This window comes from Mesorhizobium sp. (genome assembly GCF_004962925.1).
Classification (GTDB): domain Bacteria; phylum Pseudomonadota; class Alphaproteobacteria; order Rhizobiales; family Rhizobiaceae; genus Mesorhizobium.
Map to the genome: position 1 here is coordinate 17156 of NZ_SUEO01000030.1, position 22322 is coordinate 39477.

The following is a 22322-nucleotide window of genomic DNA, read 5'->3' on the forward strand; positions in this document are numbered from 1 at the left end:
GGCGGCGATGAGCGAGGGAAGGATGCGGTCCTTCATGCCCGCCGCGTTCCGCAACGCCAGCGCCGATGCCCTTTGCATGGTGGCGGTGCTGTTGCTGGGAGCGCTCATTGTCTTCTTCTTCGGTGGCGCCGCCATGCAGCGCGTCGTCACCTACGCCGCTATCATGCTGACGGCGGTGCTTGGCCTGCAGATATTCTCCGGCAACAGCGGCATCGTCTCCTTCGGTCACGCCGCTTTCGTCGGTCTCGGCGCCTATGCCACCGGCATCCTGACCATGCCGGCGGCACTGCAGCGCACCGCGTTGCGCGACTTGCCGCAGTTCCTCGCTGGTTGTGAACTCTCCTTCTTCGCCGCACTCGCCGTCGTCATCGTCCTTGCGATCGTCATCGGCCTTCTGACCGGCATGCCTCTGCTCAGGCTGTCGGGATCGAGCGCGTCTATCGCCACGCTCGCCATGCTGATCATCGTCTACACACTGCTGGTCGCCGGGCGCGAGGTCACCCGCGGCAGTCAGCCCTTTTACGGTGTGCCGCGCGAGATCGGGCTGTGGACCGCTATCGGCGTCGCTTCGGTGGCGCTGGTGGCGGCAAGGCTGTTCCGGGAAACCGCCTTCGGCCTTGCCACCCGCGCCGCCGCCAATGACGAGCGGGGTGCCGCCGCCGTCGGCGTCGACCAGCGCACCTCGCGTCTGGCCGCCTGGGTGGTGGGCGCGGTCGCCGCCATGGCCGCCGGCGCCATGATGGCGCAGTTCCTCGGCGCTTTCTCGCCGCGCGATTTCTATTTCGACCTCGGCTTCACCTTGCTCGCCATGCTCATCGTCGGCGGCATGAGCTCCTCGCTCGGCGCCTTTGCCGGCGTTGTCGTCACCATCGTTGTGATCGAGGTGGTGCGTCGCTTCGAAGGCGGTGGCGAGGTGCTCGGCCTGCACCTGCCGGTGCTGTTCGGCCTGACCCAGGGCGTGCTTGCCATTGCCATGATCCTGGTCATCTGGCGGCGGCCGACCGGCCTGTTCGGCGAGCGCGAGCTGAACCTTTTGCGCCGGCCCGGTCGCCAGGCCGCGACGGTCCCGGCTGCGCCACCGCTGCATGCCGAGCGCGATCGGCTCGCCGCCGATCATCTGTCGCGGCGCTTTGCCGGCGTCGTCGCCGTCGACGATGTCACGCTGAGCTTCGACACCGACAGCATCACCGGCATTATTGGCCCGAACGGTGCCGGCAAGACGACGCTGCTCAACATGCTGGCCGGCGACGTCGAGCCGAGCGCTGGCGGCGTGTCGATCGGCGGTTCGGTGAGGCGGGCCTCGGCCTTCCGCTTCGCCCGCTCCGGCGTTGCCCGCACCTTCCAGAACATCCGCGTTTTCCCGCAGATGACCGTGCTGGAAAATGTCGTGGTCGCCGCCCGCTCGGTCGAGCCCGATCTTGCCAGTGCCGAGGCGGCGGCAATGCGTGAGCTTTCCCGCATGGGCCTGGAGAAATTTGCCGATCAGCCCGCCGCCAGGCTTGCCTATGGTCAGCGCCGCAGGTTGGAGGTGGCGCGGGCGCTGGCGCTGAAGCCACGCTTCCTGCTGCTCGACGAGCCCGCCGCCGGCATGAACGCGGTCGAGACCGCCGAGCTGGTTTCCATCCTGTCGGCCGTCCGCACCGAGCGCCGCATCGGCGTCGTCCTGATCGAGCATGACATGCGGCTGGTGATGAACCTGTGCGAACGCATCGTCGTCATCGACCATGGCCGCGTCATCGCCGATGGCACGCCGGCCGAGGTGCAGAAGAACCCCGCCGTCATCGCCGCCTATCTCGGGAGTCGCACCGCCCGCGCCAAGACGGGGCAAGAAACGCCTGCCAACGAAACGCCTGCAAGTGAAACCGCATAGCCAACGATAACAAATCCAGAAGGAGAACCGACATGCCAAAGCTTTATCGCCTTCACCGCGCCGCCCTCTATGCGGCGGTGTTCGGCACGACCGTCGCCATCGTTTCCACCGCTTCGGCCGAGGAGATCATCATTGGCGCCGCGACCGCGCAGACCGGCGGCCTTGCTCCCTACGACCAGCCGGCACTTGCCGGCCTGCGCATGGCGCTGGACGAACTCAACGCCAAGGGCGGTCTCGCAGGCAAATACACCGTCAAGCTGATCATCAAGGACACCCGATCCGACACGGCGCAGACCGCCACCGTCGCCCAGGAGCTGATCGATGCCGGCGCCAAGATCATGATCACGCCGTGCGACGCCGATCCCTCGATCTCGGCCGGCCAGCTCACCCAGCCGCTCGGCATTCCGACATTGACGCTGTGCGGCTCCGCCCCGGTGCTCACCGCCGCGGTCGGCGACGTCATGTTCGGCACCTATCCGGCCGACAATGTGCAGGCGACCGCAGTCGCCGACTTCGCCGTCGCCGAAGGCAAGAAGAAGGTCTTTCTCTTGACCTCGCCGGATTCCACCTACACCGCCAACCTGCCCGAATATTTCGGCAAGGTGTTTGAAAAGAAGGGCGGAGCTGTCGTCGGCCGCGGTACTTTCACCATGGGCCAGCCGGACTTTTCCGCCGAGATCACCAACATCAAGGCCCTCGCCGACCAGCCGGACCTGATCATGACAGCCGCATACGAGCCTGATTTCCCGGCGTTCATCCAGCAATTGCGTGGCGCCGGCGTCACCATTCCGGTTTATGGCGCCGATGCCATCGGCACGCCGACCATCAAGGGATTGGGCAAGCTGGTCGACGGCGTCGTCTACACGGCAGCCGGCTATGCCGAGCCGGGCAGCAAGCTGGAGGCTTTCAATGCCGCCTTCACCAAATCTGCCGGCCACGCGCCGGAATCGACCTATGAGGTGAACGGCTACGAGATCGGGCTGATCCTCGACCAGGCGGTCAAGACGGCCGGCTCCGATGATCCCAAGGCGATCCGCGACGCCATTGCCGGCCTCAAGGATTTCGACGGCATCACCGGCAAGATCACCTATGCCGGCACCGACCGCATGCCGCTGAGACCCGTGGCGCTGATGCGCTATGAGGGCGGCGAGGGCAAGCACATCCAGACCATGATCCCCGCCGCCGCCGACGTGCCGGCACCGTGACATCATGCTGAGCGTCGAAGCCCTGAAAATACGCTACGGCGAGGTCGAGGCGGTGCGCCGCGTCGATCTCGCCGTCGACAGCGGCGAGATCATCGCGCTGGTCGGCGCCAATGGCGCCGGCAAGAGCTCGACGCTTGGCGCCATCGCCGGGCTGGTGCCGGCTGTGTCGGGCAAAGTGGTCTTCGACGGCGTCGACATCACCGGCCTGGCGCCGGAGGCGATCGCCCGCAAGGGTGTGTCGCTGGTGCCGGAAGGCCGGCGCATCTTCGCCGGCCTGACCGTGGCCGACAATCTGCGTCTCGGCGGCGCGATGCACCTGCCGGCGATGGAGGCGAGGGCGCGCGAAGAGGAGATGCTGGAGCTGTTTCCGATTCTGCGGCGCTACCATCGAGTCAAGGGCGGTAATTTGTCGGGCGGCGAGCAGCAGATGCTGGCGATCGCCCGCGCATTGATGGGCAAACCGCGCATGGTGCTGCTCGACGAGCCGTCACTCGGCCTTGCCCCGCAGCTGATCGACACCGTCTTCGACCTGATCGCCGAATTGCGCCGCAACGGCCTGACCATCCTCCTGGTCGAACAGAACGTGGCGCTGGCGCTGGAGATCGCCGACCGCGCCATCGTGCTCGCCAATGGCGAGGTGGTGCTGTCGGGCACCGCGAAGGAACTCGCCAGTTCGGACCTTGTCCGCCAAGCCTATCTCGGAGCCTGAACCATGATCGCGCAGCAGATCATCAATGCGGTGAGCCTCGGCGGCGTCTATGCTTTGCTGGCACTGGGGCTGGCGATCGTCTTTTCCATCGTCGGCCTGATCAACTTCGCTCATGGCGAGCTGATGACATTGTCGGGCTATGCCTTGCTTGCCGCGCTGGTTTTCGGTCTGCCGTTTCCGGCGGCGGTGCTCGTCGCCGTGTCCTGCGGCGCGCTCGCGGCAATTGCCATGGAGCGCGTTGCTTTCCGCCCGATGCGCGGCGCCAGCGTCACCAGCCTGCTTTTGACCAGCTTCGCCGTTTCGAGCCTTCTGAAAGTCGTTTTCCAGAACGGCATCTCGGCCCGGCCGCAGGCTGTCGCCATGCCCAGCTGGATGACCGGCGCCTTCTCGTTCGGCGATTTCACCATCGGCGTCGGCCCGAGCATCTCCATCGTCGTCTCGGCACTGGCCCTGATTGCGCTGGAACTCTTCCTGCGGCGCACCGTGATCGGCACGGCGATGCGCGCCGCGGCCGAGGATTTCAACGTCGTGCGGCTGATGGGCATCCCGGCCAGCCGCATCATCGCCACCGCCTTCCTGCTCTCCGGCCTGCTGGCCGGGCTGGCGGCGATGCTGTGGGTGGCGCAGCGCGCCTCCGTCGACCCGCTGATGGGTTTCACGCCGGTGCTGAAGGCTTTCATCGCCGCCGTCGTCGGCGGGCTTGGCAGTCTGCCCGGTGCTGTCGCCGGCGGCTTCCTGCTCGGCATCATCGAGGTGCTGTTGCAGGCGACGCTGCCGGCGGCGGTCGCACCCTATCGTGATGCCATCGTGCTGTCGGGTGTCATCGCCGTGCTGCTGGTGCGGCCGCAAGGCCTGATCCCGGCGGTTCGCGTGCAGAGAAGCTGAGCCCATGTACACCAAGCCCGAATTCGCGCCGCTGTCGCTGGACGAGGTGTTCGGCCTGATCGAGACGGCCGCCTTCGCCACGGTGGTGACATCAGGGCCGCAAGGGCTCGTCGCCTCACATCTGCCTATCGTACTCGACCGTGAGCGGGGAACGAACGGCACCCTGGTGTCGCATCTCGCAAGGCAAAACCCGCACAGCGCGCTGATATCAGAGGGCAGGGAGACGATCGCAATCTTCCACGGGCCGCACGGCTATATCTCGCCATCCTGGTATCCGCGCAACCCGGTGCGCGACAGCGCGCCGACCTGGAATTTCGCCGTCGTCCATTGCCATGGCCGGCCGTTTCAGCTCGACGATCACGCCACCGCCCGCCACCTGCTGCAGCTTGTCGACGTGCTGGAAAAGGACCGCGACGACCGCTGGCACATGCGCGAACTCGGGCCGGGCGGCATGGAGCGGCGCATACCGCACATCCTTGGCTTCGACCTGCCGATCGAACGGCTCGAGGCCAAGTTCAAGATGGGGCAGGACGAACGGCTTTACGATACCAATGCCGCGATTGGCACACTGGAGCGGAGCGATCCGGCGCTGGCGACGATGATGAAGGCGCACAACGCGCATCGCAAGGACTGACCGTCGCAGGAATGCGGGCAAGGACAAAATGATCCCCAATCTCAACATCGTCCCCTTCGTCAGCGTCGACCACATGATGAAGCTGGTGCTGAAGGTCGGCGTCGAACGCTTCCTCACCGAACTCGCCTTCTACATCGAGGATGACTTCCGCCGCTGGGAAGCCTTCGACAAGTCGCCGCGCGTCGCCTCGCACAGCGCCGAGGGCGTTATCGAGCTGATGCCGACCAGCGACGGCGAGGTCTATGGCTTCAAATATGTCAACGGCCACCCCAAGAACATGCGCGAAGGCCGCCAGACGGTGACCGCCTTCGGCATGCTCGCCGATGTCCACAACGGTTACCCCGTGCTGCTGTCGGAAATGACCATCCTGACTGCGCTGCGCACGGCGGCGATGTCGGCGCTGGCGGCCAAGCACCTGGCGCCGGTCGGCGCCGACTGTATGGCGCTGATCGGCAACGGTGCCCAGGCCGAATTCCAGGCGCTGGCCTTCAAGGCCTTGCTCGGTGTGCGCAGGTTGCGCTTCTACGACATCGACCGCTCGGCAACGGAAAAGTGCATCCGCAATCTCGCTGGCTTTGGTTTCGACATGGTCGCCTGCCGGTCCACCGAAGAAGCCGTTGAAGGGGCGCAGATCATCACCACCGTCACCGCCGACAAGCAGTATGCCACCATCCTCACCGACAACATGGTCGGCTCAGGCGTGCACATCAATGCGGTTGGCGGCGATTGTCCTGGGAAGACCGAACTGCATCGCGACATCCTGCTGCGCTCCGACATCTTCGTCGAATACCCGCCGCAGACCCGCATCGAGGGCGAGATCCAGCAGCTTGCACCGGATCATCCGGTGACCGAGCTGTGGCAGGTCATCACCGGCGTCGTACAAGGAAGGCGCGACCCGGCCCAGATCACGCTGTTCGATTCCGTCGGCTTCGCCATCGAGGATTTCTCGGCGCTGCGCTATGTCAGGGATCAGTTGCGATTAACCGGCCTCTACCAGGAACTCGACATGCTGGCCGACCCCGACGAGCCGCGCGATCTGTTCGGCATGCTGCTCAGAGCGGCAGTGGTGGCGAAGGCGGGTTAGGCGGCGGTGTAGCGCCAGCGGCGAAGCTGATCCCCTTGCGGGCCGTGCAATCGCATATGGGGTCCCCCTCATCCGGCCGCTTCGCGGCCACCTTCTCCCCGCTGGGGAGAAGAGGCCGGCATCAACGCTGGCGATCTCCTCTCCCCTCGGGGAGAGGTCGGATTGCCCCGAATTGCCCTTCGCAATTCGGTTGGCAATCCGGGTGAGGGGGCTCTTACCCATATGCGATTGCCCTGCCCACAAGGGGCAGATCGGATGCGGGAGCGCAGGTGGCTGAGGGCAGCGCAGCCTCAAGCGATTACCCTAGCATTCCCCCTTGTGGCAGGGTGACAGCAGCAGCCGAATAGCGTATATTGACATAAAGATGTCTTTATGTGACTTAGGCGCGACTGTCGCCCCGAGGACGAAATATGTCGCAAAACCCATCATCGTTGGACGATTTATTCGGCCCTGTCGCGGCCAAGCCCGACGGGTCGGAAGTGCTTGCGGCGCTGACGGCGGCGGCGCGCGCACGCATCCTCATCCTCGACGGCGCCATGGGCACGCAGATCCAGGGCCTGGGCTTTGACGAGAACCACTTCCGTGGCGACAAATTCGCGGAGTGCGCCTGCCATCAGCAGGGCAACAATGACCTGCTGATCCTGACGCAGCCCCAAGCGATCGAGGAGATTCACTATCAATACGCCATATCAGGGGCGGACATCCTTGAAACCAACACCTTCTCCTCGACCGCCATCGCCCAGGCGGATTACGGCATGGAGGATGCGGTCTACGCGCTGAACCGCGACGGTGCACGTCTGGTGCGCCGGGCCGCGGTGCGGGCTGAGCAGGAGGACGGCAAGCGCCGCTTCGTCGCCGGTGCGCTGGGACCGACCAACCGCACCGCCTCGATGTCGCCGGATGTCAACAATCCCGGCTACCGTGCCGTGACGTTCGACGAATTGCGCCTTGCCTATGGCGAGCAGCTGCGCGGTCTCATCGATGGCGGCGCCGACATTATCCTGATCGAGACCATTTTTGATACGCTGAACGCCAAGGCGGCGATCTTCGCCTGCAACGAGATCTTCATCGAGAAGGACGTGCATCTGCCGGTCATGATCTCCGGCACGATCACCGACCTGTCCGGCCGCACGCTGTCCGGCCAGACGCCGACGGCGTTCTGGCATTCGGTCCGTCACGCCAGCCCGTTCACTATAGGGCTCAATTGCGCGCTGGGCGCCAAAGCCATGCGCGCGCATCTGGACGAAATATCCGGCGTCGCCGACACCTTTGTCTGTGCCTATCCGAATGCCGGCCTGCCCAATGAATTCGGCCGTTATGACGAGAGCCCGGAATTCATGGCCGCGCAGATCGAGGATTTTGCGCGCGACGGATTGGTCAATATCGTCGGCGGCTGCTGCGGCTCGACGCCGGACCACATCCGCGCCATCGCACAGGCGGTGAAGAAATATCCGCCGCGCGCTGTTCCCGTCATCGAACCGAAGATGCGCCTTTCGGGGCTCGAGCCGTTCACGCTGACCGACGAGATTCCGTTCGTCAATGTCGGCGAGCGGACCAATGTCACGGGCTCGGCCAAGTTCAGGAAGCTGATCACGGCGGGCGACTATGCCGCCGCGCTGGACGTCGCGCGCGACCAGGTCGCCAATGGCGCCCAGATCATCGACATCAACATGGACGAAGGCCTGATCGATTCGCAGAAGGCGATGGTCGAATATCTCAACCTGATCGCCGCCGAGCCTGACATTGCCCGCGTTCCCGTCATGATCGACAGTTCCAAATGGGAGATCATCGAAGCCGGTTTGAAATGCGTGCAGGGCAAGCCGCTGGTGAACTCCATTTCCATGAAGGAAGGCGAGGAAGCCTTTCTACACCATGCGAAGCTCGTCCGCGCGTATGGCGCGGCGGTGGTCGTCATGGCCTTCGACGAGGACGGCCAGGCCGACACCAAGGCGCGCAAGGTCGAAATCTGCACCCGCGCCTACAAGCTCTTGACCGAGCACGCCGGATTCCCGCCCGAGGACATCGTTTTCGATCCGAACATCTTTGCCATTGCCACCGGCATCGACGAGCACAACAATTACGGCGTCGACTTCATCGAAGCCGCCCGGCAGATCACAGCGACGCTGCCGCATGTCCATATATCGGGCGGCGTGTCGAACCTCTCCTTCTCGTTTCGCGGCAACGAGCCGGTGCGCGAGGCCATGCATGCCGTGTTCCTCTACCATGCCATCCAGGCCGGCATGGACATGGGCATCGTCAATGCCGGACAGCTTGCCGTCTACGACACCATCGATCCGGACCTGCGCGAAGCCTGCGAGGATGTCGTCAACAACCGTCAGCCGAAGGGCGGCGGCACGGCGACCGAACGCATGCTGGAACTTGCCGAACGTTTTAAGGGCACGGCGGGCAAGGAGGCACAGGAACGCGATCTCGCCTGGCGTGACTGGCCGGTCGAGCAGCGCATTTCGCACGCGCTGGTCAATGGCATCACCGAATTCATCGACCAGGACACGGACGAAGCACGACTCGCCGCCGAGCGTCCGCTGCACGTCATCGAAGGTCCGCTGATGGCAGGAATGAATGTCGTCGGCGATCTGTTCGGCGCGGGAAAAATGTTCCTGCCGCAAGTGGTGAAGTCCGCCCGTGTCATGAAGCAGGCGGTGGCGGGCCTGCTGCCGCACATGGAGGCGGAGAAGCTGGCGAACGCCGCCAACGGCATCGACACCGGCGAGCGCCAGACCGCCGGAAAGATCCTGATGGCGACGGTGAAGGGCGATGTCCACGACATCGGCAAGAACATCGTCGGCGTGGTTCTCGCCTGCAACAATTACGAGATCATCGACCTCGGCGTCATGGTGCCGGCGGCGAAGATCCTGCAGACGGCGCGCGAGCAGCAGGTCGACATCATCGGCCTGTCCGGCCTGATCACGCCCTCGCTGGACGAGATGGCGCACATGGCCGCCGAAATGGAGCGCGAAGGCTTTGATATTCCGCTTCTTATCGGCGGCGCGACAACCAGCCGCGTGCATACGGCGGTAAAGATCCATCCGCGCTATGCCAGGGGCCAGACGGTCTACGTCACCGATGCCAGTCGTGCGGTCGGCGTGGTGTCGGCGCTGCTGTCGAACGAGACCAAGGGCGGTTATGTCGACAACGTCCGTGCCGAATACAAAAAGGTCGCCGATGCGCACGCGCGCAGCGAAGCCGACAAGCAGCGCCTGCCGCTGGCCAAGGCGCGGGCCAACGCCCACAGGATCGACTGGTCGGCCTACGAGCCGCCAAAACCGTCCTTCCTCGGCCTGAAAGTCTTCGAAGGCTGGGATCTGGCCGAGCTCGCGCGCTATATCGACTGGACGCCGTTCTTTCAGACCTGGGAGTTGAAGGGTCGTTACCCGAAAATCCTCGACGACGAGGCGCAAGGGCCGGCGGCACGCCAGCTCTTCGAGGACGCCCAGGCCATGCTGAAAAAGATCATCGCCGAAAAATGGTTCGCGCCGAAGGGCGTGATCGGTTTCTGGCCGGCCAACGCCGTCGGCGACGATATCAGGCTATTCACTAGCGATAAGCGATCGCAGGAGCTGGCGACCTTCTTCACGCTGCGCCAGCAACTGACCAAGCGCGACGGCAAGGCCAACGTCGCGCTGTCGGATTTCATTGCGCCTGCCGACAGCGGCAAGGCCGACTATCTCGGCGGCTTCATCGTCACCGCCGGTATCGAGGAAGCGGTGATCGCCGAGCGCTTCGAGCGGGCGAACGACGACTACTCGTCGATCATGGTCAAGGCGCTGGCCGATCGCTTCGCCGAAGCCTTCGCCGAGCGCCTGCACGAACGCGTGCGCAAGGACTTCTGGGCCTATGCGCCGGACGAGGATCTGGCACCGGACGCGCTGATCGGCGAGCCCTATCGCGGTATCCGCCCGGCGCCCGGCTATCCGGCGCAGCCCGATCACACCGAGAAAGCGACGCTCTTCCGCCTGCTCGACGGCGAGCGCAATGCCGGCGTCAGCCTGACCGAGAGTTTTGCGATGTGGCCGGGCTCCTCCGTGTCCGGCATCTACCTGTCGCATCCCGAGAGCTATTATTTCGGCGTCGCCAAGGTCGAACGCGACCAGGTCGAGGACTATGCGCGGCGCAAGGCCATGCCACTTGCAGAGGTCGAGCGCTGGCTCGGGCCGATCCTCAACTATGTGCCGGCGCAGGGGCTGGATGCGGCCGCATGAGGTCGGGAAATCACGCTGCGAGACTGGCCGATCGCTCGCGCGCAGCGTCGGCCTCCGCACGCGTGCTCTCCGCCGCCGACGCGATCGACTGCTCGACTATCTCGCGCTGACCCGGCACCAGGCTCGCACTGAACTAGATTTCGATGCCGTCAGGCATGGCGATATCCCCCGTTCGAACGCTTGAGCTTAAGGCCGCGATTTTGGTGCTGGCGAAGCGATCGTCAAGTAGAAATTAGCGATCTCTAATGGAGTTCTGTAGGCGGTGGGAGCGCCCTCGCTTGCCCGCCGCAGGTCGGGCCCAACCCGATCGCGCCCGCGCTCTCCGCCAGAGGTGCGGGCTTTTTTCATTCGTTCGGCCGATGCGCCTGCCTTTGGCGAAGCTAGTATCGAGAGTTCGTTTTGCTGTTCTCAGCGGCGGCTTCAAGAATTGCTGCTGCGCGCAGCGTTGCACCGGAGATGGGTCGCCGATAGGTGCCGAGGTCGAAACGATCCATTCCCTTCTCACACACGTCTTGCCAGCCGGCGAGCCTGTGCCGATTGCGATCGATTTGCGCTGGCACGAGTGGCGAACGCAACCGCTGTGATTGGTGAGGTAGTGATGGTATATTTGAAGATTCTAATTTGAGGTAGCTTATATTCGACGTGGAGACGGGGGTCTCTGGCATGATCGATTCAGACGTGTTCGACTTTGTCGAACGCTGCAGGAAGCACACAGCTACCGGGCCGCTGCTGAGCGACCTGCTCGAAACCGTGAGGAATCTCGGCTTCGAGCATCTCATCCTTAGCGGTGTGCCGCTCGGTGGGCAGAAGCTTGCACCGATGGTTGAACTGAATGGCTGGCCGGCCGGCTGGTTCGAGCGCTATGTCGAAGCCGAGCATGCCGCTGTCGATGGTGTTTGCATCTACTCGGCAAAGACCTTGAAGCCATTCTTGTGGTCCGAAGTCCCGGCAAAGTGGTCAGCTACGGAAGGCTCACGACGTGTCGCCGGCGAGGCGACGGAGTTTGGCATCTGGAGCGGCTTCGCCGTGCCGATGCTGAGCGTTCACCATTGGCAATCCGTGCTGTCGTTTGCCTCTTCCGCGAAGTCCTGCACGCTCTCGCCACGCCATCAAGTGCAACTGGTTACCATGGCGGTCTACGCGGGCATGTCGATCCAAGCTTTGTCGAGTGAGGATGACGGCGACGAGGGCCTGCTGACCGACCGGGAAAAAGAGGTACTCTTGTGGGCTGCGGCCGGCAAGACATCGTCGGAGACATCCCAAATCCTTGGCCTGACCGAGCGCACGGTCAAATGGCACTCCACACGAGCCAGGGAAGCTTTTGGCGTCGCAACGACCACGCAAGCGGTGGTCGAGGCGGTGCGCCGGCGTTTGATCCATCCCTAAACGCGTCAACTGTCCCATCGGACAGGTGACGTATATTAGCGCGGCTGCGAATATCCCTTTGAAAACGATCGGGGGATCGCGCCATGATAACGGCCCACGTAGTCAATGCGCATAACAAGCATCTCTACGAAAACGAATTCGACGAGTTTCTGCGCCGGCGGCACGATTTCTTCGTGCACCAGAAACGTTGGCGCCCTCCGAGCCCGGACGGTCGCGAGCTGGACCAATTCGATACGGATGCGGCGACGTATCTGCTCGGTATCGAAGACGGTCGCGTAGTGACCTCGGCTCGATTGATCCCAACGAGTGAGCCGCACATGGTCTCGGAGGTCTTTTCTCACATGTGCGAAAGATCGGGCGTCCCGAGACGTCCCGATTGGGCCGAATGGACGCGCACCTTCGTCGTACCCGACAAACGCTCGACGGGGTTGCGAGGCACGCTCACGCAGCTGTGCTGCGCGGTGATGGAATACGCGCTCGACGAGGGCCTCAGCGCGGTGGGCGGCGTCCAGGAAACCTACTTTATGCCGCATCACGGCGCGCTCAAATGGCGAGCCGAGCCGATGGGCATGGCAAGGGAAGAAAACGGCGAATGGTACATCGTTGCTTACATCGAGGTGAATGAGGCGGCGCTGGCGAGTGTTCGGAAGATCCTTGGGATTGAGCATTCGCTGCTGGTTCGTCGTGGAGCCCAGCCTCCCTTTCTCCGTTGGCCCGAGCAACGGTTGGCGGTCGCTCAGTGAGCTTAGGTGACCAGCTACTGATGCGACCCCTCCAAAGAGCTTTTTCTATCCACGAGGAGGACCACCTATGCAATCAGCAACAAGACTTATGGCTACTGGGTTGGCCTTTGCGCTGATCACGGCACCGTCCCTTGCTCAACCCTTTGAAATGTGCACCGCCGAGAGTGACGGAAGCTTCACGCCCCGTTTTCAAATCGAACCAAGCATGGTCGTGCATACCGGCCCCATCCTCGACTTAACAAGGAATGACCTCGCGCTCGGTGGCGTGGCTACGGAAGGCGCGTTTTCGTTCAACCGTACCGTTGGAGCAATCCTGCGAAGCGCCGGCGCAGCCGATGACCAGGCAGCGAAGGTCGCGTTCGTCCAAAATCTGCTCGACACAATGGTGCCGGTCGACACGTTTGCACTGAATTCGCAGGCAGGCATACAAATGCCAGTTGACCCGCGCGCCGAGCAGTCGGAACTCGATCCGGAGAAGCTGTTGGATGCCTCGTCGGATCAGGCGCTGAAGCCGTTAGCGCTGTTCAATCGTTTTGATCTCGCACCCGACAATTGGTCTCATTGCGGCGAATACCGTATCGTCTACGGCAAAGCCGACACTGATGGCGGCCGTTTTCTCCTGATCTTCGAAGCTATGGTGCCTAACCCGGGCGTTGGCGAGGCCGGCTGCAGGCCGATTGCCGAATTCTGGGCCAACCTGACTGATCCGGCACTCTCCGACAGTGAACGCGCAGCTCGGCTATCCGCCTTTTATTACGAAGGCAAAACCTCGCCGACCTTGGCTTCGGCCGACTTGCGCACGCCGGTCGTCGACTACCACAACTATGGAGGCGACGGGGGGCGCGGTCAAGTTCGTGGAAATCTGTTCATGGAAGGGCCGTGGCAACTACGCGAATGGCTCACGCGGCGGACATTTGATCCCGCCCCCAATAATCCAAAGCTCACTTTCGTTCCGGTCACGGTCAAAGATAGCCCTTTGGCGGAACTTCATCACGACAGCCTAGCTGGAACGCCGTTAATGACCAATAATATTCCAGCCTCTGTCAACTTGCTCCAGGGCCAATTCATTCAAGCACTAACCAGCACTATTGGCCCCCGCCTACTCAGTGAGACGACAGCGAAACACCAGGATCTTGTAGCGTCGGTTAAGAATTATCATCTCGGCACGTCGCCGGTGACCGAGGATACGATCCTTCTCAATACAATTGCGCTCGGTAATGACGACAAGTTTAACGAATTTCAGAGCACTTCACAGGGCTTTTCCGACGCTCCTGGGCAGCCCGCTGGATCAAGTACACTGGTGACGGCGCTACTCAATCAGCTCGGCGGTATGACGAGCCCATTCGTAAACAAACAGAGCGGCGAGATCCTGCTCAACCGGGCCAGAGCTGTGACTTGTGCCGGCTGCCACATGACGGCAGCCCGCTCCGCGGGCGGAGGATTTCAGCGGCCGGGTGTCATTGTGCTCGACAAGGCGGCCGGGCCAGACCTTGAGTGGCCGGATGTACTTGGATTCGTGCATGTGGATGAGAGCCGAGCTTTATCGCCTACGCTGACAGAAGCCTTTTTGCCGTTTCGGCGATATGTGCTCAGTCGCTATCTTTGCAAAGTAGGCGAGCCAATCGAGCCGGTAGATAGCGAAACCATATACGAGCCAACCGCTGACATGCCACCGAAACAGGTTTTAGCCCGCGCCGTCGGCTCAGACCTAGTCAACGTGATCGGCAGCGGCTCCTACTTCGTCGGACAAATGGTCAACGAATACGCGGCCAAGGCGGGCATCGTAGTTGAAACGCCCGTTGCGGGCGGTACGGCAACCGCCCAAACGGACCAACTCAACACGGTACTCAAGCAAATGAGCGAGACCGACTTAGCGGCTTTGCGCCAGAAAGTTAGTGAGGCGATCGCCTTGGCCCGCAACATCGAGCTGAAGCGTCCGGGAGCGTTCGTCGAAACGCGGCGACCACATTAAGACACTGGTACAAAGCACTGCCGGCCTGCAAAGGAGAGATGCAATGCGCGGGTTGTCCAAGGCTCTGTTGTTGCTGCTTGCAGGCGCGTTGTGCGATGCTGCCGCGGCCTTTGCGTTCGAGTTCGGTCCGCCTGATGATCCCGGCGGAGGCGAAGGCGCAATTATAAATGGTGCCCAAGTGACTGCTCCAAGCGAGTGGCCGGCGACCTTCATCTTCCGTTCTTCGGAAGGAAGTTGCACGGCAACCGCTGTCGGCCCACAGGTGATCCTCACCGCCGCCCATTGCATCCAAAACGCACAGATCGGCACAGTTCGCATACATAACACTCCGGTTTCGGTGCAGTGTTTCCATCATCCCGATTGGGCGACGGGAAATTCTACGACTGATTTTGCACTGTGCCTTACCCAAAGCGAGATGACCGGGATCCAGTTCGAAGTGGTGAATACCGCGCTCGCCTTTCCGCGCCAAAATGACCAGGTCGTGCTTCTTGGCTTCGGTTGTACCGAAACAGGAGGTCATGACAGGAACTTTGGTAAACTGTTCAAGGGTACTGCTGCGGTTATACGGACGCCGTCAGGCTCAAATGTAGACACTGTCGTTCGGGGTGGAGCGGCAGTTTGTTTTGGAGACAGCGGAGGAGCCGCATATTTCAACCTCGTTCCGAGCGGTAACCGCCGCGCCCTAGTAGCCGTGAATTCACGCGGCGATATCAGCCGATTCTCTTTCCTATCGACCACGGCAACCCCGCTGTTCGTCAATTGGGCTACAGACTGGAGCCAGCAGCATGGAGTCGAAATCTGCGGGCTGAACGTCGCTGCCCACGATTGTCGCTAAGGATCACGTCAATGCGCTTTGGGCTCTTGGCATTTCTTTTTATCGGGCTCTCATCTGCCGCACAGGCGGATGATTTCCAACTATCGAAAATCACCGTCCCGTCCCTGGGCAACGAGCAAGAAACGATTGATGCCGTCGAAGGAGCGATCAAGGACGAAGCCGGCGTGCTTTCGCTGAGGATCGAAGGCAGCCGAACACTCCAAGACATCGTAGCCGCGGAATGCCCGGGTGCGACCGAGCCCTACCTTGCCGCCTTTCCGAAGGACGTGGCGCGACTCAACCCAAAGCTTTTCGAAGGAAAGGCGGAGGTACCGCTGGCGACACCCATCGGCTCAAGTGGGTATGCCGTGACGCCGCTCTACATTCCCTACTGCCTCGGAGCTTTTTCTGAGAAACATGTGGTCAAGGAGGGTGACAGTCTCTGGAAGATCTACAACGAGCGGAGGCAACAAGAGAATGGCGTCACTAAGTGGGAAGATTTCTTACCCGAGGCAAGTCGCCTTAACGGAGATGTAGTCGAACAGAAGACGTTGGAGCCCGGAACTGTGATTGTAGTCCCGAACGCGTCCTGGCAGGTACCGGTCGCGAAGGGGAAGGCGGAGGGCCTAATGCATCGGCTCGAAGCCATCGCTCCGATCAATGGTAAAGTTCAGGTTGATGACAAGTCAAATTGGGGCACGAGAAACTCTGGCGAGGAGGAGAACGAAAACTGCGCCGATGTCAGCGAACTTGATGCACTAAAGGGGGCGGAGAGCCGGCTCTGGGACGTGGCAGACACGCTGATGCTGAACGATGCGCTCGATGAGAGATTCGCTCTCCGCCGTAGCAAATCGGTAGTCAATGTCGCGGTGCTTGACAGCGGTGTTTCCGCACCGAGACACCCGGCCATGAAACGTTTGCTGCTGAAGCTGATTACTGACGATGACGTAGCATTCCCCAACGACCCGCTCGGCTTCCACGGCACCGGAGTACTGTTCACAGCGGCGGGTGGATATCTATTATCGGCACTCAATCCCCTTGGGATCCCAGTGCAGGTGGCCGCATACAATCTCTACCGAAGCGTGTGCACGGTACCCGATAACTGCACCTTCGTCGCGGACCCTAACCGGCTAAACACCGCGATGCGGCAGGCTTTTGACCGACAAACCGCAACCTCCGGGGTAAATATCAGCGTGTCATTCCCAGGGGCAGATCCGCTGCCATGGTTCATTGACTACGTCGGCACCGACAAAGATGTGCTAATCGTTACGTCGGCTGGCAATGATGGCACGGAAATTGGCCATGCCAACAAGATCTTTCCTGCTGTGTTCGGTGGCAGCGAGGGCACCAACCTCATCACCGTCGCAAGTTTGGATCTTCATAACGACCTGCTGCCGCGGTCCAATTACTCTAAGGAGGTCGTCGACATCGCAGCCTGGGGCTGCAATGTGCCCGTCGCAGAGTTTGATCCAGCAATAGGTGGCTTCGTGCGGAAGCTTAGGTCCGGCACCTCCTATGCGGCGCCCCAGGTGCTGTTCGCCGCGGCCATGATCCAGAGGGAGCGTCCCCGTAGGATCAACTCGGGCCCCACCCCATCCGAGGTGAAAATCCGTCTTATGACGTCTGCCGATCATGCCCTCGGGCTTTGGCAGAAGGTGCGGCATGGACGAATTCTCAATTTAGCCAAGGCTCTCTCCATACATTCCGACGTGGTCCAGCTGAAGGATTCGGGCATCCTGCTCCGAGGCCAGATAGATTTTGGGTCGGGAGCAGGGGGCTTCGTTACTGTCTGCGGTGCTCAGACGATTGCTCGAGACGAGTTGCTCAGCATCAACGATCTGGGGAGCGTGCCGGAGGCGGGCGCGGATCGTGTTCTAATCTACCGACACAGCAAGGCCGTTGCCGGGGAGGTTGAGACCCGTTGGTGCAACGGTATCACCACCGACGTGACTCTACTCGATCCTTTCACCCGTCAGAAAACACCAATTCCGACGAGTAACATTTCTAGCATCACGCTGGCCACATATCCCAACTTGGAGCAGTAATATGTCTCTTCCGATTCCCGCCATAGTCGCAGCGGTGCTGATTTTGGGCGTGCCATTGGTTGCTAATGCGACCGACACAGCGGGCGAAGGCGCGGCGGTGCAGTTTACGGGACGGCTCGTAGCAGAACTGCTCGATGACGGGCGCCGTGTGAGATTGATTGAGAAGTACACCTACGTTGATCCGAGCGGCGAAGTCTGGGAGGTGCCGGCCGGCACCGTCGTCGATGGAGCCTCGATCCCGCAGTTTTTCTGGGGACTTATCGGCGGTCCCTTTGAGGGCAAATACCGAAAAGCATCGGTAATGCACGACTACTATTGCGACGAGAAGACTCGGGACTGGAAAACGGTTCACCGCATGTTCCTCGATGCTATGCTTGAAGCCGGCGTCGAACAGCGCTTGGCTAAGACAATGTACTACGCCGTCTATTTCTTCGGGCCACGCTGGGAAACGGTCGAAGCGAAGGTCGTTTCGCTCAAATGCCCGGAGGACTCGAATGTTGCGGGCTGTGAGCCCGTCTCCTCTACCAGGCTTACAACGGTGGATCTGCCGCGGAATATGTACGACGCAAGCCAGGTTGAAACGGACATAAAGAATATCCTCAAGAACAACCCAAGCGTTGAGGCCATCGAATCGATGCACCCTACAGTGGTGGTTAAATAAAAAATTGCGCAGGCGGGAGCAGCCGCCTCCCTACCGCTAGCCAGTTGTTCGGGCGGGGCAAGAGGTAAAACGTAAGACGCTGCAGCCGCGGCAGGAAAAATTGGGGGACGTATGACTGGGAGCAGGTTTCTGTGGACGATAATGTTGTGCAGTGTAGCTGCAGGATGCGCGGCTCTATATTCTAATCCACTCCCGGCTGAAGGGGTCCCGTATTTTCTTCCGCATACTCTGGTCCGCTATGCAATCGATCAGAGCAGCCCAGCAGCGTCCAAGATTGACACAATTGATGTTCCAGACAGATCGAGGCCGCGGTACCTTTCCTATGCGGGGAATGGATTTGCGGACGAGAATGTATGTATCAGCCGATCGGAGGAAGGCCTCCTAAAGGCAGTATATTTCGGGGCTCAGGATCGCACAGCTGACATCATCTTAAATATCGTGCAATTGTTCGCAGAGGCGGGACCAGGGGTTCCGGTGATCGCGCCGGCCCGGGAAGCGATCAAGGGAACCTGTTCACGGACAGTGGTGTCCGAGTGGATGGATCCCTACGACAAAGTAGCTCTTGCGCGATTTAACAAGCAATTGTGTAAAGTCAGGATCGAAGCTCCGAGCGAATTCGATTTCACCAAGGGCATCGCCGATTGTCCGTCCGATGCTGTTTGCTTCGCAACGAAAAGTAAGTTCAACGCCTATCTAATTGAGCCGGACGGTAAGGTCGCTTTTCCGTTTGATCAAAAAACCGTCGCGAGCAAGCGAGACGTCGGTTGGTTAAAGGTGCGCGGAGCCTTCTTCAATAAGCGAATAACCCAGCTCGATTTCGAAAACGGCGTCCTCACGACTATGCGAGTCAAGAAGGACAGTGAAATATTGGGCCTGTCACAACTGCCGCTCAACGTTGTCGAGCGGGTGCTCGCTGTCCCGGGAAATGCGATCGGCATGGCTTTCGCCGGTTACCAGGAGAAGCTTGTTTATCTCCAGCGTCGCAAGGCTCTACGGGATGCAGGGGGTGTTGTGCCGACGCCGGTGCCGACTGACCCCGGTATCGCTACCGATGTCCGTTCGTGCCTCTCTGGCTAAGTTAGTGCTCACTTCGCGAGGAAGGGTATGAACTCAGATGCTGCGCTAAGGAAGGCCTTTGGCTGGGGAACCTGGATTCGAACCAGGACTAACGGAGTCAGAGTCCGTGGGTCTACCGTTAACCTATTCCCCAGCAGGCGCCGTTCTAAAAAACCACGCGGCAGGGCGACGATGTCGCCGCGCGTGCCTTGTAGCCACCGCCGGAAAATAGTCAAGCCTGCCGAACCCTTCAATCACCACGTTTCATCAAGCGTGTTTCCAAGTGCCGCCTCTCAATCCCCACCCCGCCCGAACTGCGACCGCTCGAAATACAGCACCACGCCGAGCGCTATCAGCAGCGGGATGATCAGGTAGAACAGCCGGAACACCAAAAGTGCTGCCAGCACGCCGACCGGGTCCATATGCGACAGTCCGGCGAGGAACACGACCTCCAGCACGCCGAGCCCGCCCGGCGCATGCGAGATCTGCGCGATCGAGAACGACACCAGGAAGACGCCGAGCACGACGAAATAGCCGGGATTGCCAGCCGCGGGCAGGGCGAAGAAGATGATCGCCGCCGCTGCCAGAAGCTCGATTGGGCCGATCAGCAATTGCCGCGCGACGATCGGCAGGGCCGGATAATGGATCTGGAAGCTGCCGATCTTCAGCGGCCTGAGATGCAGCCAGCTGCCGAAGACATAGGCCGACACCAGCAGCAGCATGACGATGCCCGCGGCGATCGTCAGGCCATGGTGCGGCGCGCCGGAGAACCGGTCGATGATCTCCGGCTCGAAGACCAGCACGAGGCCGGAGACGAGGATCGTCGACAGCACGAAGGTGATCCAGCAGATCGCCACCAGGACGCCAACATCCTGCCCGGTCAGGCCCCTGGTGCCGTAGGCGCGGTAACGGATCACGGCGCCTGAAAATACCGAGCCGCCGATATTGTGCGACAGCGCATAGGTGGTGAAGGAGCACAGGGTAACGAACAGCCAAGAAACTCGTCTGCCGATATGCAGGAGCGCTATGTGGTCGTAGCCGGCCAGCGACGTATAGGCGATGACCGAGCTCAGCGCGGCGAGCACCCAGCCGCGGGCAGGGATGGCGACGATGCCGTCCCAGACGTCGTCGAGCGAAATGCCGCGCAACTCGTGCAGCAGCAGCCACAACGAGAAGACGACCGCCGCAATGCCGACGACCGGCCAGAAATAGCGCCTCCAGTTCATGACGTGACGATCATGCGCTGCAACCCCTTGCCCTTTTCCGGTTCGCGCCAGGAAAACTGTCCGCGATTCCGAATGTTCCATCCCGCCATTTCAGAAATGCCTTATCGAAGCCGGCTATTCAACCGGCAACGCGCGCTGCGGCGCTGGCGCCTTCCCTTCTCCCCTGGGGGAGAAGGGATCACCAACGTCGCCGCATTTCATGCCACCCCAAAATTCGGCCCCGGCGCTCTTGGTGATCCGGCGCGGCGCTGCTAGTCTGGCGGCAACTTAGAACACATGACAGCGCCTGCTGCGTCCGGTCTCCGGTTCGCGCGGCGCCGGAAGGAACTGAAGTGGAAGACCACGACACCGGCGCTGGCGCGCCGGAAGTGGGCGTGTCCAGGGCTTCGCCGCCGCCGTCCGGCCAGGCCAGCTCATCCGCCGGCCGGCAGAATGGGCGCCCGGTGCAGGCTTGGTCCGGTCATGGACCGGCAGGCGACACGTCCCAGCATCAGAATGGCCAGCAGCAGAAGGCCAAGACCAGGAAGCGACGCAAACGCCGGCGCGGCCGCAAGGTTTTCGTGCGCGATGACGCTCACTTCGCAGCGGCCGGACTGTCGGCGCCTGCCGCCGGCGGTGCTCCAGCCAGCCTTCCGCGCGAGGCGATCGTCGCGCCTTTGCCCTCAACTGCGCCGAGCAGGCCGGAGCAGGACATTCGCCGTCCGCCGGTGCAGGAACTGCCGGTGTTTGCAGCACTTGACCTCGGCACCAACAATTGCCGACTGCTGGTGGCGGTGCCGACGCGCCACGGCCAGTTCCGCGTCATCGACGCTTTCTCGCGCATCGTCAGGCTGGGCGAGGGCCTCACCGCCAATGGCCGGCTCGGGCAGCCCGCGATGGACCGTGCGGTCGAGGCGCTGAAGATCTGCGGTGATAAACTGCGCAGCCGCAAGATCAGGAAGGCCCGGCTGATTGCCACCGAAGCCTGCCGCACGGCCGCGAACGGCGCCGAATTCCTCGACCGCGTCGAGCGCGAGGCGGGCTTGAAGCTCGAGATCATCGACCGCCAGACCGAGGCGCGGCTGGCGGTGTCTGGCTGCGGTTCGCTGGTCGACCGCGACACGCAAGGCGTCGTCCTGTTCGACATCGGCGGTGGCTCCTCGGAAATCGCGCTGATCGATCTCACCGGCCACCGCTCGCCGAGGCTCGCCAACCACATCGTCTCCTGGACGTCGCTGCCGGTCGGCGTGGTTTCGCTGGCCGAGCGTTTTGGTGGCCGCACCGTCACCCGCGAGGTCTTCGCCGCCATGGTCGAGGATGTGGCTGTGCGCCTGCACGCCTTTGACGGGCGCGACCGGCTGAGCCATGTGCTCGCCAGCCCGAAATTCCATCTGCTCGGCACCTCGGGCACGGTGACAACGCTGGCCGGCGTCCACCTCGACCTGGAACGCTACGACCGCCGCCGTGTTGATGGGCTGTGGATGGACCGCGACAGCGTCGACCGCATGGTCGAAAAGCTGGTCGGCTGGGACTTTCAGCAACGCGTCGCCAACCCCTGCATCGGCGCCGATCGCGCCGATCTGGTGCTGGCCGGCTGCGCCATCCTGGAAGCGATCCGTGCGGTGTGGCCGTCGGAAAGGCTGCGCGTCGCCGACCGCGGCCTGCGCGAGGGGATATTGAGCGAATTGATGGCCGATGACGGTGTCTGGCGCAACAGTGGACGTGGCAGAGCATGATCCCGAACCGAAGGACCGCGTCAGCGAAAAGTGGCAACCGGTTTTCTCGGACCCAAGCGGAAGCATTGCTTTGGTGAACAGTCGACCCCCACTCCGT

At 62.0% G+C, this 22322-nt stretch carries 16 protein-coding genes and 1 tRNA gene; 15 read left to right on the forward strand and 2 right to left on the reverse strand.

Annotation, left to right across the window (positions count from 1 at the left end; genetic code table 11):
• The first annotated feature begins 34 nt into the window (after positions 1 to 34).
• The 14 genes from E5W87_RS09390 (at position 35) to E5W87_RS09455 (ending at position 19305) form a co-directional block, all read left to right on the forward strand.
• On the forward strand, positions 35 to 1870 hold the full coding sequence (locus E5W87_RS09390; RefSeq protein WP_292396332.1) for a branched-chain amino acid ABC transporter ATP-binding protein/permease: 1836 nt from the start codon (positions 35 to 37) through the stop codon (positions 1868 to 1870).
• Positions 1871 to 1902: 32 nt separating this feature from the next.
• The gene (locus E5W87_RS09395; RefSeq protein WP_292396334.1) at positions 1903 to 3075 is read left to right on the forward strand and encodes an ABC transporter substrate-binding protein; all 1173 of its coding nucleotides are present in this window, start codon (positions 1903 to 1905) and stop codon (positions 3073 to 3075) included.
• 4 nt (positions 3076 to 3079) lie between these two features.
• Positions 3080 to 3784, forward strand: coding sequence for an ABC transporter ATP-binding protein (locus tag E5W87_RS09400; protein ID WP_292396336.1), 705 nt, complete (start codon positions 3080 to 3082; stop codon positions 3782 to 3784).
• A gap of 3 nt (positions 3785 to 3787) precedes the next feature.
• The gene (locus tag E5W87_RS09405) at positions 3788 to 4669 is read left to right on the forward strand and encodes a branched-chain amino acid ABC transporter permease (RefSeq protein WP_292396338.1); all 882 of its coding nucleotides are present in this window, start codon (positions 3788 to 3790) and stop codon (positions 4667 to 4669) included.
• A 4-nt stretch (positions 4670 to 4673) separates the two neighbouring features.
• Complete coding sequence (locus E5W87_RS09410; protein ID WP_292396340.1) at positions 4674 to 5303, forward strand: FMN-binding negative transcriptional regulator; 630 nt, start codon at positions 4674 to 4676, stop codon at positions 5301 to 5303.
• A 28-nt stretch (positions 5304 to 5331) separates the two neighbouring features.
• On the forward strand, positions 5332 to 6387 hold the full coding sequence (locus tag E5W87_RS09415; protein ID WP_292396342.1) for an ornithine cyclodeaminase: 1056 nt from the start codon (positions 5332 to 5334) through the stop codon (positions 6385 to 6387).
• A gap of 410 nt (positions 6388 to 6797) precedes the next feature.
• Positions 6798 to 10607, forward strand: coding sequence for a methionine synthase (metH, locus tag E5W87_RS09420; RefSeq protein ID WP_292396344.1), 3810 nt, complete (start codon positions 6798 to 6800; stop codon positions 10605 to 10607).
• Between the two features lie 663 nt (positions 10608 to 11270).
• A complete protein-coding gene (locus tag E5W87_RS09425) occupies positions 11271 to 11993 on the forward strand; it encodes a LuxR family transcriptional regulator (protein ID WP_292396347.1) in 723 nt (240 codons plus the stop codon).
• A gap of 83 nt (positions 11994 to 12076) precedes the next feature.
• Entirely contained in the window at positions 12077 to 12736 is a 660-nt protein-coding gene (locus E5W87_RS09430) for an acyl-homoserine-lactone synthase (RefSeq protein ID WP_292396348.1), read from the forward strand.
• A gap of 67 nt (positions 12737 to 12803) precedes the next feature.
• On the forward strand, positions 12804 to 14708 hold the full coding sequence (locus E5W87_RS09435) for a hypothetical protein (RefSeq protein ID WP_292396350.1): 1905 nt from the start codon (positions 12804 to 12806) through the stop codon (positions 14706 to 14708).
• Between the two features lie 43 nt (positions 14709 to 14751).
• Positions 14752 to 15543, forward strand: a complete 792-nt coding sequence (locus E5W87_RS09440; RefSeq protein WP_292396351.1) for a trypsin-like serine protease — start codon at positions 14752 to 14754, stop codon at positions 15541 to 15543.
• An 11-nt stretch (positions 15544 to 15554) separates the two neighbouring features.
• The gene (locus E5W87_RS09445) at positions 15555 to 17567 is read left to right on the forward strand and encodes a S8 family serine peptidase (RefSeq protein ID WP_292396353.1); all 2013 of its coding nucleotides are present in this window, start codon (positions 15555 to 15557) and stop codon (positions 17565 to 17567) included.
• 1 nt (position 17568) lies between these two features.
• Entirely contained in the window at positions 17569 to 18228 is a 660-nt protein-coding gene (locus tag E5W87_RS09450; RefSeq protein WP_292396354.1) for a DUF1353 domain-containing protein, read from the forward strand.
• A gap of 537 nt (positions 18229 to 18765) precedes the next feature.
• Entirely contained in the window at positions 18766 to 19305 is a 540-nt protein-coding gene (locus tag E5W87_RS09455; protein WP_292396356.1) for a hypothetical protein, read from the forward strand.
• Between the two features lie 59 nt (positions 19306 to 19364).
• Here the strand turns inward: E5W87_RS09455 and E5W87_RS09460 are convergent.
• Both E5W87_RS09460 and E5W87_RS09465 read right to left on the reverse strand, forming a co-directional pair.
• Positions 19365 to 19438 (reverse strand) — tRNA-Gln (locus E5W87_RS09460).
• Positions 19439 to 19577: 139 nt separating this feature from the next.
• The gene (locus E5W87_RS09465) at positions 19578 to 20510 is read right to left on the reverse strand and encodes a lysylphosphatidylglycerol synthase domain-containing protein (protein WP_292396358.1); all 933 of its coding nucleotides are present in this window, start codon (positions 20508 to 20510) and stop codon (positions 19578 to 19580) included.
• Positions 20511 to 20842: 332 nt separating this feature from the next.
• On the opposite strand from E5W87_RS09465, the gene E5W87_RS09470 reads away from it, so the two are divergent.
• Entirely contained in the window at positions 20843 to 22225 is a 1383-nt protein-coding gene (locus E5W87_RS09470; RefSeq protein ID WP_292396360.1) for a Ppx/GppA phosphatase family protein, read from the forward strand.
• Positions 22226 to 22322 lie beyond the last annotated feature (97 nt).